Annotated in this window: 14 protein-coding genes; 5 read left to right on the forward strand and 9 right to left on the reverse strand. The window is 71.4% G+C overall.

Features of this window, described 5'->3' with window-relative positions; translation table 11 throughout:
• The first annotated feature begins 34 nt into the window (after window positions 1-34).
• The 3 genes from ACY0PA_RS06370 to ACY0PA_RS06380 all read left to right on the forward strand — a co-directional run bounded on the left by ACY0PA_RS06370 (window position 35) and on the right by ACY0PA_RS06380 (window position 2,256).
• Entirely contained in the window at window positions 35-958 is a 924-nt protein-coding gene (locus tag ACY0PA_RS06370) for an LLM class F420-dependent oxidoreductase (protein WP_473083745.1), read from the forward strand.
• Between the two features lie 75 nt (window positions 959-1,033).
• Window positions 1,034-1,858, forward strand: a complete 825-nt coding sequence (locus ACY0PA_RS06375; RefSeq protein ID WP_473083746.1) for a DUF1684 domain-containing protein — start codon at window positions 1,034-1,036, stop codon at window positions 1,856-1,858.
• 257 nt (window positions 1,859-2,115) lie between these two features.
• The gene (locus ACY0PA_RS06380) at window positions 2,116-2,256 is read left to right on the forward strand and encodes a hypothetical protein (RefSeq protein WP_473083747.1); all 141 of its coding nucleotides are present in this window, start codon (window positions 2,116-2,118) and stop codon (window positions 2,254-2,256) included.
• Between the two features lie 3 nt (window positions 2,257-2,259).
• On the opposite strand, the gene ACY0PA_RS06385 is transcribed toward ACY0PA_RS06380, so the two are convergent.
• Both ACY0PA_RS06385 and ACY0PA_RS06390 read right to left on the reverse strand, forming a co-directional pair.
• The gene (locus ACY0PA_RS06385) at window positions 2,260-3,534 is read right to left on the reverse strand and encodes a sulfite oxidase (RefSeq protein ID WP_473083748.1); all 1,275 of its coding nucleotides are present in this window, start codon (window positions 3,532-3,534) and stop codon (window positions 2,260-2,262) included.
• A 147-nt stretch (window positions 3,535-3,681) separates the two neighbouring features.
• Complete coding sequence (locus tag ACY0PA_RS06390) at window positions 3,682-3,765, reverse strand: putative leader peptide (RefSeq protein WP_354775551.1); 84 nt, start codon at window positions 3,763-3,765, stop codon at window positions 3,682-3,684.
• A 382-nt stretch (window positions 3,766-4,147) separates the two neighbouring features.
• Here ACY0PA_RS06390 and ACY0PA_RS06395 point away from each other — a divergent pair, with 382 nt between their 5' ends.
• The gene (locus ACY0PA_RS06395) at window positions 4,148-5,182 is read left to right on the forward strand and encodes an MDR family NADP-dependent oxidoreductase (RefSeq protein WP_473083749.1); all 1,035 of its coding nucleotides are present in this window, start codon (window positions 4,148-4,150) and stop codon (window positions 5,180-5,182) included.
• Between the two features lie 51 nt (window positions 5,183-5,233).
• On the forward strand, window positions 5,234-5,605 hold the full coding sequence (locus ACY0PA_RS06400) for a MerR family transcriptional regulator (protein WP_473083750.1): 372 nt from the start codon (window positions 5,234-5,236) through the stop codon (window positions 5,603-5,605).
• 483 nt (window positions 5,606-6,088) lie between these two features.
• Here the strand turns inward: ACY0PA_RS06400 and ACY0PA_RS06405 are convergent, their stop codons facing one another.
• The 7 genes from ACY0PA_RS06405 to ACY0PA_RS06435 all read right to left on the reverse strand — a co-directional run bounded on the left by ACY0PA_RS06405 (window position 6,089) and on the right by ACY0PA_RS06435 (window position 13,141).
• Window positions 6,089-7,216, reverse strand: coding sequence for an LLM class flavin-dependent oxidoreductase (locus ACY0PA_RS06405; RefSeq protein WP_473083751.1), 1,128 nt, complete (start codon window positions 7,214-7,216; stop codon window positions 6,089-6,091).
• A gap of 14 nt (window positions 7,217-7,230) precedes the next feature.
• Window positions 7,231-8,322 carry an LLM class flavin-dependent oxidoreductase gene (locus tag ACY0PA_RS06410; RefSeq protein ID WP_473083752.1) on the reverse strand — a complete coding sequence of 364 codons (1,092 nt, stop codon included), beginning with the start codon at window positions 8,320-8,322 and terminating at the stop codon, window positions 7,231-7,233.
• The gene (locus ACY0PA_RS06415) at window positions 8,319-9,692 is read right to left on the reverse strand and encodes an NtaA/DmoA family FMN-dependent monooxygenase (RefSeq protein WP_473083753.1); all 1,374 of its coding nucleotides are present in this window, start codon (window positions 9,690-9,692) and stop codon (window positions 8,319-8,321) included. The genes ACY0PA_RS06410 and ACY0PA_RS06415 overlap by 4 nt, the downstream gene beginning before the upstream one ends.
• Window positions 9,693-9,711: 19 nt before the next feature.
• The gene (locus tag ACY0PA_RS06420; protein WP_473083754.1) at window positions 9,712-10,929 is read right to left on the reverse strand and encodes an LLM class flavin-dependent oxidoreductase; all 1,218 of its coding nucleotides are present in this window, start codon (window positions 10,927-10,929) and stop codon (window positions 9,712-9,714) included.
• 99 nt (window positions 10,930-11,028) lie between these two features.
• Window positions 11,029-11,145: a putative leader peptide gene (locus tag ACY0PA_RS06425; protein WP_473083755.1), complete on the reverse strand. Its 117-nt coding sequence runs from the start codon at window positions 11,143-11,145 to the stop codon at window positions 11,029-11,031.
• A 110-nt stretch (window positions 11,146-11,255) separates the two neighbouring features.
• Window positions 11,256-12,032 carry a GNAT family N-acetyltransferase gene (locus ACY0PA_RS06430; protein WP_473083756.1) on the reverse strand — a complete coding sequence of 259 codons (777 nt, stop codon included), beginning with the start codon at window positions 12,030-12,032 and terminating at the stop codon, window positions 11,256-11,258.
• Window positions 12,033-12,121: 89 nt separating this feature from the next.
• Window positions 12,122-13,141: a transporter substrate-binding domain-containing protein gene (locus tag ACY0PA_RS06435; protein WP_473083757.1), complete on the reverse strand. Its 1,020-nt coding sequence runs from the start codon at window positions 13,139-13,141 to the stop codon at window positions 12,122-12,124.
• Between the last annotated feature and the right edge of the window lie 39 nt (window positions 13,142-13,180).

Here is a 13,180-nt window from a genome sequence, read left to right on the forward strand (position 1 = left end):
AATGGGGGTTCGGCCGGCGCCGGTTCTTACTGACATGACTGTTGGAGTAGCGCTCAACACATCCGACGCAGAGAACCAGGTCGACGCCACCGTGGAGCTGGCCCAGGAGGCCGCGGCCTTCGGTCTGCGGTCGGCCTGGTTCGGCCAGACCTTCGGCGCGGACTCACCCCAGCTCGCGGCGATCGTCGGGCGCGAGGTGCCCGGACTGCAGGTGGGCACCTCCGCGATCCCCGTCTTCGGCCGCCACCCGCTGCTGGTCTCCAGCCAGGCCCAGACCGCCCAAGCCGCGACGCACGGCCGCTACCACCTCGGACTGGCCCTGGGCACAAAACTCCTCACGGAGACCGGCTTCGGCCTGCCCTTCGAACGCCCCATCGCCCGCCTGCGTGAATTCCTCACCGCACTACGGCAGTTGACCGAGACCGGCACCGCCGACTTCCACGGCGAACTGCTCACCGCCAGCACCCCGATCCCCGCGCGCGTACCCGGCGCCGAGAACGGCGTCCCCCTGCTGGTCGCCGCGATGGGGCCGCAGGCGCTGCGGGTCAGCGGCGAGCTGGCGGACGGGATCCTGCCCTACCTGGCGGGACCGCGCGCCCTGGCGGAACACATCGTCCCCGCCGTGACCGCCGCGGCCGAGGCCGCCGGCCGTCCCGCGCCGAGGATCGTGGCCCTGGTGCCCGGCGTGGTCACGGACGACGTGGACGAGGTGCGGGCGAAGGCTACCGAGAACCTCGCGTTCTACGAACAGTTCCCGTCCTACGCGCGGGTCATCGAACTCTCCGGCGGCCGTCGGGCCGCCGACCTGGCCGTGATCGGCGACGAGAAGGCGGTCGAAGCCGAGGTGCGCCGTTACCGCGACGCCGGCGCCACCGAGGTCGTGTTCTCGGGCACCGAGATCGCGGGAGAGGCGGACCGCCGACGCACCTGGACACTCCTCGGCGAACTGGCCGGCTGAGTACGCCGACCGGACGGTCGATGGATGAACTGCACCCCCGTGCGAGGCCGAGCCTCGCGTGACGAAGGAGAACCTATGACCACCGAGGCCACCGCACCGGACCTCCAGGCCTTCACCGAAAACTGGCTGGACTGGTACCGCGCCCAGGAGGCCCGGCTCGCCGACCCGCACGGGTTCCTGGCGATCACCGGCCTGCACTGGCTCGACGACCGGCCGCAGCGCTTCCCCGACGCGCCCGGTGCGTGGCACACCAGCCCCGACGGGGTCGTCGTAGCCCTCGACGACGGTGAGGAACTCGTCGTCGACGGAACGCCGGTGCGGGGCGAACACCACTTCGGCGTGCTTCCCGAACGCGGCGGCGTCGACGCGGTCTGGGGAGACGCCGTCATCGAGGTCGCCAAGCGCGGCGGCAACGACATCGTGCGCCCCCGGCACCCGGACGCACCGCTGCGCACGGCCTTCACCGGAACACCCGCCTACGCCCCCGACCCGCGCTGGGCCGTGACGGGCCGTTACATCCCCTTCGACGAGCCGCGGCCAACCACCGTCGGCGCCGCGGTCGAGGACCTTGAGCATGTGTACGACGCTCCAGGCAGGATCGAGTTCGAGCTGGACGGGCGCCTGCTGTCCCTGATCGCGTTCCCCGGGCGTGGTGAGGGCCGGCTGATGGCGCTCTTCACCGACGCGACCTCCGGGATCACCACCTACGCCGCCAACCGGGTTCTGGCCCTCGAGCCGCCCGCCGCCGACGGCACCGTCGTCCTGGACTTCAACCGCGCCGCGAACCTGCCGTGCGCCTACACGGACCTGGCCACCTGCCCACTGCCACCGGCCGAGAACCGACTGCCGGTGGCGATCGAGGCGGGTCAGAAGATCCCCCGCGAGCGCGGCGGGTCCTGAGCCGGGCTGCCGGCCAGACGAAGTGACGGCGACCGGCCGACAGCCCGCGCCCCCGCCGGCTCAGTGTGCGCGACAGGGTCCGGCGGGCACCCGCCGGACCAACAGGACACACGCTCCATGGCCCGGTGCTGCCTCGCCGCACGACATCAGGGACGTGCGATCGTCCTCACCGCCACCGCCGAGCCAGGCCTGCGCCTCACCCTCACGGTGGCCGGGACCGAGCGCGCCGCCACGGAACCGGTCCATCAGCTGTCGGCATGGCGCCCGTCCAGGGCATCAGCCTGAGCCTTGCCCGCAAGTCGCCCGTCGCTCGTCCCTTCCTGGCCGGCACCCTTCAGCAGCGCCGGTACGTCGCCGCCCCCGCCTCCGACGGCACCAGCTCTGGCCGGGACGGCTGACCGTCACACCACGCTCACCGGATGCCGCACCACGGCGTCGAACAGGTACCCCTGCGTGTTCGGCACGGCGGTGTCCGGTTGAGTGCGGCCGGCCGTGTCCGTGGCGCGGGCCAGCAGGTGGGTGGCGCCGGGTGCGTCGGGCTGCCAACCGAGGGACCAGCGGGTCCAGGTACCGGCGCGGGGCCGGTCGTGCAGGCGGGCGGGCCGCCAGTTCGCCCCGCCGTCGGTACTGACGTCGACCCGGGCGACGGCGCCCGCACCCGACCACGACCGTCCGTGCAGTACGTGCCTGCGGCCCGCCGTGAACGTGGCCCCGCTCGCCAGCTCGAAGGCGCTCTTCGTGGCCTGCCGGGTGAGCGGCGCACTGCCGCCCTCCGGGTGGGAGGGGCCGAACAGCCGGTAGAAGGTGGTGTTCCAGGGCGAGAAGAGCGGCTGCGCAGACACCTCGATGTCGCCGACCCACTTGATCGACGCGATCCCCACCCAGGAGGGCACCAACACCCGCACCGGATACCCGTGGTCGTACGGAAGCCTCTCACCGTTCATCTCGTACGCGAGCAGTACGTCGTCCAGCGCCTTGGCCAGCGGCAGCGGACGGCGTACCCGGCCCAGGCTCTCGCCGCCGCTGACGTACTCGGCGTCCAGGCCGCGCGGCTGCACGTCCACGGTGTAGGGGGACAGCCCGGCCCTGCGCAGCACGTCGGCCAGGCGCACCCCACGCCAGCGTGCGACGCCGATGGCCCCCAGAGTCCACGGGGTGCCGGCGACCGTCTCGCCCTGCTGCGTCGCGTAGAAGGAGCGGCCGTTTCCGGCGCACTCGACGAAGGCAGTACGGGTGACGGCCGGCAGGGCTCGCAGATCGTCGTACCCGAACTCCACCGGCCGGTCCTCGCCGGGGGTGCCGCGCAGCCCACTCCCCCACAGCCGCAGCCGCCAGTCCTCGGCTTTCAGAACGGGGGTGGCGGTGTGGTTGCGCACGAAGAACAGCTCGTTGGGAGTGTGGTGGCCGGTTCCGCGCAGCGCCTCCCAGCGCGTCTCGGCGTTGGTGCCGCGCTCGATGAACCACTCGGGCGGCAGGGGCTTGACGATCGGCCCGTCGGCGGCGTGGGCGGGCCGCGTGGCGCCCAGTGCGGTCCCAGCGGCGGTCGCGGCGAGCAGGGTGAGCAGCCGGCGGCGGGTGACCCCGTCGGCCCTGGCCTCACCGGCCAGCCACTGGCGCAGCCTGCGGCGGTCGTAGTCGGTTTCGTAGCGGTGACCGGCGGGAGTGGGTGAAGGCATGGCGGGTCCTCGTCATGATGGGGCGAAAAGAACGAGAGGGGTCGGCGCGTGCCTGGGCACGGGCACGGGCATCCGCGGGTAGGGCCGACGCCTACACAACTGGCTTGTTCAACAGGGCTACTGACGGAGCTGCGAGGAGGCGCGTGATCAGCCGGTCGTCCGACACAGCGCGGCGGCCACCCGTACGAGGTCCACGGCGCGGCGGCGGGTCAGGGGCTCCGACAACGGCATGACGGGATGCAAGCACGTGGGGCGGAAGGTGTCAACGGAGCGTTCGCGTCAGGAAGCCGACCGCCCTGGGACGTCGGTGCCTGTGGCTGCGGCGACCCGCCGCCGGGGCGATGGTGGTGCGCCGTACAGCAGGAGTCGTACCTCGCCAGTCCGCTGTTCCCGTGGCGCCCGGTGGGTAGCAGCCGCTCGTTCGCGTCGGCACGGTACGGCGCCGCATTGCGCGAACGTACCGCGCTCGTCGAGGAGTTGCCCTCGTGTCGGGTGGCCGCAGCTGTCTTGCCTTTGACGTGCGCGTCAGGGGTTAGCGTCTGCGCGCCGACAGCCGGCCCGGTCCGGCTGTCACAGCCCGCGCTCACCCTCGAACCTAATCAGGAGCCCCGACATGGCCGCTGTCCTGCCCTCCACGACCCGCGAGATCCTGCTGGCCGACATCCCCGGCGGGCTGCCCGGGCCTGAGCACTTCACGATCACCCAGAAGCCGGTCCCGGTCCCCGGTCAGGGGCAAGTCGTCGTCCGGAACCGGTACTTCCTCGTGTTCCCCGGGCTGCGCACCCTGATCGGCGGCCAGGTCGACGGCGTCCCGCTGCCCCGCATCCACGCCGGCGACGTGCTGTTCGGTCCCGCTGTCGGTGAGGTCGTCGCGGCCGCGCCCGGCGGTCCGCTGCGCCCGGGGGACACGGTCACGCATCTGCTCGGGTGGCGCGAGCACGCGCTGGTGGCGGCGGCCGACTGCACTCCGCTGGGCGATGCCCTGCCCGACCCGGTGGCCCACCTGTCGTCCGGGTCGGCCGCCTACGGAGCGCTGACCCGGCTCGCCGAAGTCCGCCCCGGCGACACCGTGTTCGTCACGGGCGCGGCGGGAGCCGTGGGAACGCTGGCGGGCCCCGTCGCGCATCTGCTGGGCGCCACGAGGGTCATCGGGAGCACCCGTTCACCGGACAAGGCCGAGCGGCTTCGGGCCGAACTGGGCTACGACGCGGTCGTGGTGCCGGGACCCCGGCCGATCGACGAGCAACTGGCCGCGGCGGCGCCAGACGGCATCGACGTGCTGCTGGACACCGTCGGCGGTGACCAGCTGACCGCGGCTGTTCGCGCCGCGCGCCGGGGCGCCCGCTTCGCACTGGTCGGCGCACTGTCAGGACAGTTGTCGCCGCGCCGGGACGATGGCAGCGCACCCGCGGAGATCGACACCTTCCGGCTCGTCAACCAGGGCGTCTCGCTGCACGGCTACCGGGGTGCGGACCATCCGGAGGCGACGGAGGAATGGACCAAGCGCTTCGGGGACTGGCTGCGCTCCGGCGAGATCGCCTTCCCGCATGTACGGATCCCGGGCATGGATCACGCGCCGCGGGCGTTGCAGGAACTGTTCGAGGGGCGGCATTTCGGGACCGTCGTCGTGGAGTTGCCGCCCCGGTGATGCGTCGTCGCGCTCGGTCGCGGTGACGGAGGCTGAGGCGCGAGGTCGGACATGCGGATCGGAGATGCGGCGGCAGCGGCGGGGACCACCCCACGGGCACTGCGGTTCTACGAGGAACGCGGACTACTGCCACCACCGCGGCGCACCGCCACCGGGCAACGTGAGTACGGGCCGGGCGAGGTGGCCAGAGTCCGCGTCATCCGTGAGCTGCTGGCGCTCGGGCTCACCGTCGAGGATCTGCGCGGTGTCGCCGACCGGATCGGCCTGCTGGTCGAGAATCCGCAACGGCGGTGCGGGCACCCCGACTCCGCAGTCCCCGCCTCCGGGGTGGTCGACCGCAGACTCGCGGCCCTCGACGCCGAGATCGACCGCCTGACCCGCCTGCGCACCCGCCTGGCCCTGCGCACATACGGACAGCCGTGACGACACGTCTTCGGCAGCAGCATCGGCCCCGTCGAGAAGCTCCAGGGGGAGGCGGAGCCCGCCGCCTCCCCCTCCCGTCGGCCGCCGCGCTGCGCACCGCTGTGCGGCGCGAACCCGGGCCTCACACGGGATGAGAGGGCCGTGCGCCCACGGCCAAAGGGCGGCAGGCGCACGACACTTCGCCGAGCGTCTCAGGCAATGGCTGGCGCACCGGGGCTCCACTCCGATGACCTCGCGGTTGGCGCGAGCACCGTCGCCGTAGTCGCCCACGGCGTAGTGCCGGGTGGCACGACGTCCGCACGGCCCGTTGCCGAGGCACCGAGGAACGGTCGCCTCCGCGTCACCCATTCATGCATCGCCGCATGCCACGCCAGTCGCTGACCTGCCGCGCCGCTGCGTCGACCTCGTACCTGTCGCAACCGCGCTCTGTCGCGCCGCCACCCGCTGATCACCCGTCAGTTCTGGCGCTGAACGTCTCGCACCTCACCTCTTGCGCCATTCCTCGGCCAGCAACTCGTAGGATCGCACCCGGTCCGCGTGGCCGTGGGTGATCGTGGTGATCAGCAGTTCGTCGGCGCCGGTGGCCTCCTGGAGCTGGGCCAGCTGGTCGGCGACCCGGCCCGGGGAGCCGACGAACTGAGTGTCGAGGCGGTCCTGGACCAGCGCCCGGTCAGCGTCGGACCATGCGTGGGCGCGGGCCTCGTCCGGCGTGGGGAACTGAATCGCGCCCTCGGCCGTACGGATGCTGCGAACCCACAGGCCGTAGCCTGTGGCGAGTTCGCGGGCGGTCTCGTCGTCCTCGGCGACCACGACGTCCGCGGACACGCTGACGTACGGCTTGTCCAGGACGTCGGAAGGCTGGAACGCGGCGCGATGGCCCTCCGCCGCCTCCAGTACCGTAGCCGGACTGACGTGGTAGTTCGCCGCGAACCGCAGACCGTTGCGGCCCGCAACCTCGGCGCTCTCGCCTCCACTGCTGCCCAGGATCCAGATCTCGACATCGGCGCCCTCCCCCGGCACGACGTGGGCCTCAACACCGTCAGCGGAGCGGTACGTGCCCGCCAGCAACGCCAGGATGTCGTCGATCTGCTCGCCGTAGGGCTGCGACTCGGCGTTCGGCAGGAGGAGCAGCTTCCGCTGGAGCGCGACACGCGGTGAGCCGAGCAGGTGCTCGAACGAGAACCGGGGCGGGATGCGCAGGCCGCCCGGGGCGCGGCCGTCGACCACCGCAGTCGCGGTCGGCAGCGGGGTGGCGGGCCCGCCGGGCGGGCGTCCGCCGGAGCGGCCGAGCCCCAGGTCGAGGCGCCCGGGGTGCAGTGCGTCGATCAGGCCGAACTCCTCGACCGTGGACAGGGCGGTGCGGTGGCCCAGTTGTACGGCACCGGACCCGAGCCGGATGGTCGAGGTCGCGGAAGCGGTCAGAGCGAGGACGACCGCGGGCGAGGTCCCGGCCACGCCCGGGTTGAGGTGGTGCTCGGCGAACCAGTAGCGGGCGTACCCGAAGCTCTCGGCCTGCCGGGCCAGGTCGATGGAGTTGCGCAGCGCCTCGGTGGCGGTGGAACCGGACGAGATCGGGACCAGGTCCAGGACGCTGAGGGGGATGTCGGACATGTACGGAGAGCTCCTCAGTGGTCGGCGGGCACGGGCGCGGGCACGGGCTCCGCGAGGACCGGGCCCCATGAAAACGGCGGATCGGGGATCTCGCGGCGCAGCACCGGCGCGATGTCCGACTGGAAGAGTTCGAGGGAGTCTCGGTGTTGACGTTCCGTCAGTCCTCCTGCGTCCGCTTGCAGATGCAGCACCGTGTGCCCGAATCGTTCGTGGTAGCGGTGTACCTTCTCGATGATCTGCTGGGGGCTGCCGATCAGCGCCGAGCTGCGCTCCACGAAGTCCTCCAGGGTCGAGAACACCGGCTCGAGACCCAGCCGCTCCTGAAACGCCAGGTTCCCCTCGAACACGGGCCGGTAGGCGGCGATCGCCTCCTGGGAGGTGCGGGCCGCGTAGAGGCCCGCCGTCCCCGCGCCGACCGCGATGGCGGCCGGATCGTGGCCGTAGTACTCCCAGCGCTCTCGGTAGTAGCGGATCAACTCGGCATAGGGCTCTATGGAGTTGGTGACGTTGGCGGAGAAGAGCGGGTCGCCGTAGCGGGCGGCCAGGTCGACCGACTCCTTGCTGGTCGCGCTGCCGTGCCAGACCCGGATCGGCTGCTGGAGGGGCCGGGGCCACACCTCCGCGTCCTCGAGTCCCGGGCGGAAGCGGGTCGCGGCGGTCACCTTGTCCTGGCGCCAGATCTTGCGGAACACCTCGTAGCTCTCGGCGTTGCGGTCCCACTGGTCCTCGGGGGTGACCTGGAACAGGTCCCGCTGGGCGGCCCCGTTGCCCTTGCCGATGATCAGCTCAAGGCGTCCGCCGGAGAGATGGTCCAGAGTCGCGTAGTCCTCGTACGCCCGCACCGGGTCGAGGAGGCTGAGCGTAGTGACTGCCGTGAACAGGCGGATCCGAGAGGTGAGGGCGGCGATGTGACTGAGGACGACGGGTGGCGAGGAGGAGATGAAGGGCCGTTCGTGCCGCTCCCCCACGCCGAAGCCGTCGAAGCCCAGCTCCTCGGCGAGCAGCCCGTTGTCGAGCACCTCGCGGAAGCGGTCCTGGGTGGGCTTTCGTATGCCCGTCACCGGGTGCGGGGCGTGCACAATCAGGGTGATGGCGAGAAACTTCATGATGCCGCCCGCTCGTCGCGCACCTCGTCGGGGTGGGCCAGGCCGAGGTGGTCGCGCAGGGTCGGGCCCTCGTACGCGGTGCGGAAGACGCCCTGTTCCTGGAGGAGCGGGACCACCTTGTCGGCGAAGGTGTCGAGGCCGCCCGGGGTGATGTGCGGGGCGAGGATGAAGCCGTCGCTGGCGTCGGCCTGGACGAAGTCGCTGATGGTCTTCGCGACGGTGGCCGGTGAGCCGATGAAGGACTGGCGGTTGCCGGTCTCGATGACCAGGTCGCGGATGGACCACTTGTTGGCCGCGGCGAGTTCGCGCCACTCGCGGGCGGTGGCCCGCGGGTCGCGGTACATGCGCGCCTGGGCGCGCCCCTTGGAGATGTGGTTGTCGCTGACGTCCGGGTCGATGTCGGGCAGCGGGCCGTCCGGGTCGTACGAGGACAGGTCCTGGTTCCACACGAACTCGAGGTGCTTGATGGCGGTGGCGCCGCTGACCTGCTGGCGGCGCACCTCCTTGGCCAGGTCCTCGGCCTCGGTATCGGTGTCGCCGAGCACGAAGGTCGCGGCCGGGAGAATCAGCAACTGGTCCGCCCTGCGGCCGTACTTGGCGAGGCGGGCCTTGACGTCGGTATAGAAGGCCTGACCCCCGTCGAGGGTGCTGTATCGGCTGAAGACGGCGTCGGCGCTGGAAGCCGCGAACTCCCGGCCCTCCTCCGAGTCCCCGGCCTGGAAGATCACCGGGCGGCCCTGCGGCGAGCGCGGCACGCTGAACTGGCCGTGGATATCGAAGTGTTGCCCCTGGTGGACGAAGGCGCCGGCCTTGGCGTCACGCAGGAAGGCGCCGGTGGCCTGGTCGGCGAGGATCTCGTCACCGTGCCAGGAGTCGAACAGCTCGTTCGCGGTCGCCAGGAACTCCTTGGCCCGGGAGTAGCGCTCCTCCTGCGGCAGGAAGCCGCCCCGGCGGAAGTTCTCACCGGTGAACGCATCCCAGGAGGTGACGACGTTCCATGCGGAGCGGCCGCCGGAGAGGTGGTCGAGGCTGGTGAACTGGCGGGCCACCTCGTAGGGCTCGTTGAAGGTGGAGTTGATGGTTCCGGTCAGTCCGAGGTGCTCGGTGACGGCGGCGAGCGCGGCGAGGATCGTGAAGGTGTCGGGGCGGCCGACCACGTCCAAGTCGTGGATCTTTCCGCCCTGTTCGCGCAGCCGCAGCCCCTCCGCGAGGAACAGGAAGTCGAACTTGGCGCGCTCGGCAGTCCGCGCGAAGTGCGCGAAGGAGCTGAACTCGATATGGCTGCCGGCCTCGGGGTCGCTCCACACTGTGGTGTTGTTGACGCCGGGGAAGTGGGCGGCCAGGTGGATCTGCTTCAGGGGCTTGCTCATGTCGTACGGTCCCTCCGGCTCAGGCGGTGGCTGCGGCAGCGGCGTAGCGGTTGGCGGGACGGGTGAGCCCCAGCAGCCCGCGCAGGGTGTCGGCCTCGTAGTCGCGGCGGAAGGCGTCCCGGCGCTGGAGTTCGGGGACCAGGCCCCGGGTGATCGCCGGCAGGTCGTGCCCGGCGACGGCGGGACGCAGCCGGAAACCGCTCAGTCCGGCCGACTGCAGTTCCTGGAGCAGATCGGCGAGTTGGGCGGGGGTGCCGGTGAAGATCCGGGCGTCGCTGGTGTACGGCTCCCCCGCGACGGCGTCCAGGCGGTCCCGGCGGGCCACGGCTTCGGCGGGATCGTCGTCGAGGAAGACCAGCAGGTCGCCGAAGACGTGCAGGGTCTCGTCGGCGCGGCCGGCCGCCGTCTGCTCGGCACGGATCTCCGCGACGATGGCACGGGCCTGGCCTGCGTCGTGCGGGGTGACGTAGCCGATGTCGGCGGCCCGGGCCACCAACCGGTAGGGGATGGTCGCGTGGGCCAGGGCGCTGACGATCGGCTGGCCCTGGGGCGGGCGGGGCGTGATCGAAGGGCCCTTGACGCTGAAGTGCTTGCCCTCGAAGTCGATGTAGTGCAGCTTGTCCCGGTCGATGAAGCGGCCGGTGGCGACGTCCCTGATCTCCGCGTCGTCCTCCCAGCTGTCCCACAGCCGGCGCACGACCTCGACATGGTCAGCGGCCTCGTCGAAGGCGTCGGCCATCACTTCCTGCACAGCAGGCGTGTCGTAGTCCTCTATCCGCAACGGCGGCAACGTACGACGCCCGAAGTGCGCGGCCTCGTTCTGGCGAGCCGTGATCTGTACGCGCAGGCCCGCACGGCCGGTGCTCACGTAGTCGAGGGTGGCGATCGCCTTGGATATGTGGAACGGCTCCGTATGGGTGGCCACCACCGTCGGCACCACACCTATGTGGCTGGTCAGCGGGGCGACCCGGGCGGCGATGAGGACGGCGTCCAGGCGTCCGCGGACCTGGTCGGTGCGGCCGTCGAGTTCGGCGAAGGACGTGGACTGAAGGCCGAGGGCGTCCTCGATGGTCACGAAGTCGAGCAGACCGCGCTCGGCCTCGGTGACGAGGTCGGTCCAGTAGGCGGCGGTGAGCAGTTCGCGGGGCCGGGCGACGGGCTCGCGCCAGGCGGCCGGATGCCAGCCGGCGCCGTCGAGTGCGACGGCGAGGTGCAGAGGGGAGGGTGACGAGGACAAAGGAGTGACGCCTTCCTGATCAGCCGTACGAGGGAGCCGGCCCCGTACGAAGGGTGCGGCTGCAAGGTGGGGGTCCCCCGGCCGAAGGTTGGGGGAGGGTCAGGAGCAACAGAGCTCGCCGGCCACGCGCAGCAGGTCGATGTGTGGCCGGGAGTACAGGTGCAGGCGGCGGGGCGGGCCGGTTTTCACGACGCGGTGACGGGACACGGGACGCATGTGCCTCACCTCCGCCCGCCCGGCCCAGCGATCCCGGGGTCCTTGTCGGCCTCGCGCTCGCGCCTCACCGAAGGGGCGCCACTCGCTGATCAGAAAGCACAACACCACGACTATGCCTCGTCTTCCGGCTGTCCGGCTTCTTGTCCGTCCCGGCCTTGCGTTTCCGGCTGTCCGCCCGGCGTGCGGACGAGCGCGAACCGCGTGCGGCGGCGCAGGGTGAACCCGATGGACTCGTAGAGCCGGATCGCGTGGGTGTTGCTCGCTGCGGCGTGGAGGAAAGGGGTGTCGCCGCGTTCCCTGATCCCCGCCGCGACCGCGCGGACCAGCCGGGTGGCCAGGCCCCGGCCGCGGTGGTCCGGGTGGGTGCAGACGGCGCTGATCTCGGTCCACCCCGGCGGACGGAGGCGTTCGCCGGCCAGGGCGATCAGCCGCCCGCGGTCCCGGATGCCGAGATAGGTGCCCAGCTCGACGGTACGGGGCCGGAAGGGGCCCGGCTGGGTGAGGGCGATCAGGCCGAGGATCTCGGGCACGTCGGCGGGCCCGAGACGTACCGCTTCGGGTGCGGGTTCGGCGTACAGCGCGGTGTCGACCATCTGGACGCCGTCACCGCTCTGCTCGATCTCCCAGCCCTCGGGCACAGTCTGAACCCCGGTGACCGGGGTGACGGTGCCGGGTCCGACCAGTGCGGCCAGGTCGTCCCAGGCGCCGGGATCGGCGGGGTCTTCCAGGGCGGTGAACGGGGAGACGTCCGTGGGGTAGCGGGCGGCCCGGCCGACGCGCTCGGCGAGGTGGGCGTGCGGGCCGGTCAGCGCGGCCCAGGCGGCGTTGTCCAGGATGTGCGGTTCCGTCGGGCTCGGGGACGGGGCGTGGTGGACGCTGGTGGACATGGCGGTGCTGAGTCTCCCCTGTCTGGGACGCTGCGGGGCGCGGCCGGGACCCCGCCGTGTCACGGCGGAGCCCGGTGGGCGGACGGCGGTCAGGAGTTGTCGAGCGGCAGGCCGGCCGGGTTGACCTCGGACGTGGCGACGGCCTCGTTGGAGAGGTTGTAGGCGGCGAGCCACTTGGCGTACTGACCGTTCTTGATCAGGTAGTTGATCGCGTCGGCGATGGGCTTGGCGAGCCCGCTGTCCTTCTTGGTGGTCGCCGCGATCAGGCCCTGGATCGTGGCACCGGCCCCGGAGAACGTGCCCCCGCTGCGCGTCGGGTTGGGCGACTTGGCCGTCTGCGTGATGTGGTAGGCGACGCCCGGGTTGGCGGAGAAGTAGGTGTCGATCTTGCCGCCGGTCAGCGCCAGGTTGACGGCATTCTTGCTGGCGTAGTTCTTGACAGTGAGGGTCTTGCCCTCCTTCTTCAGCTTCGCCTGCCACTCCAGGAGGATCTTCTCCTGGTTGGTGCCGTTGTCGACGGCGACCGTCTTCCCGGCGAGATTCTCGTAGTTGTCGTCGAAGTTCCAGGTGCTCTTCTTCAGCACCTCGAAGCCGAGATTGTCCTTGCGGTAGGAGGCGAAGTCGTACTTCTTCTTCCGCTCCTCGGTGTCGGTGATGTTGGAGAAGGCCACGTCGACCTTGCCGCTGTCGATACCGACGAACATGTTCTCCCAAGTGGAGTTCTTCAGCGCCGGCTTGAGGCCGAGGACGGCGGCGACCAGGCGACCGAAGTCGGGTTCGGCGCCGGTGAGGGTCTCCTGGTCCGAGCCGACGTACGCCAGCGGCGGGAATCCTGCGGGCAGGGCGCCGACGCCTATCTCCAGCTTGCCGCTCTTGCTGACCGACGCGGGCAGCTCGGCGCTGATCGACTTCACCTCGGCCACCTTGAGCGCGGTCTGCTTGGCGGCCCCGTTGGACAGCTGTCCCACGGTGACCGTGCCGGCGGCGTCGGTCGTGGTGGCGGCCTCGCCGCTGCCCCCGCAGGCGGCGAGTCCGGCGGCGAGCGTGGCGACGGCGGTGCCCGCGGTCAGGCCGTGGAGGAGTCTGCTGCGAAAGCTGAGGGTGCGCATGGATGTCCTTGATGGTGAGCGGTGAGCAGTGAGGTGGAG

It is taken from the genome of Streptomyces sp. DS1-CR2 (assembly GCF_055760475.1).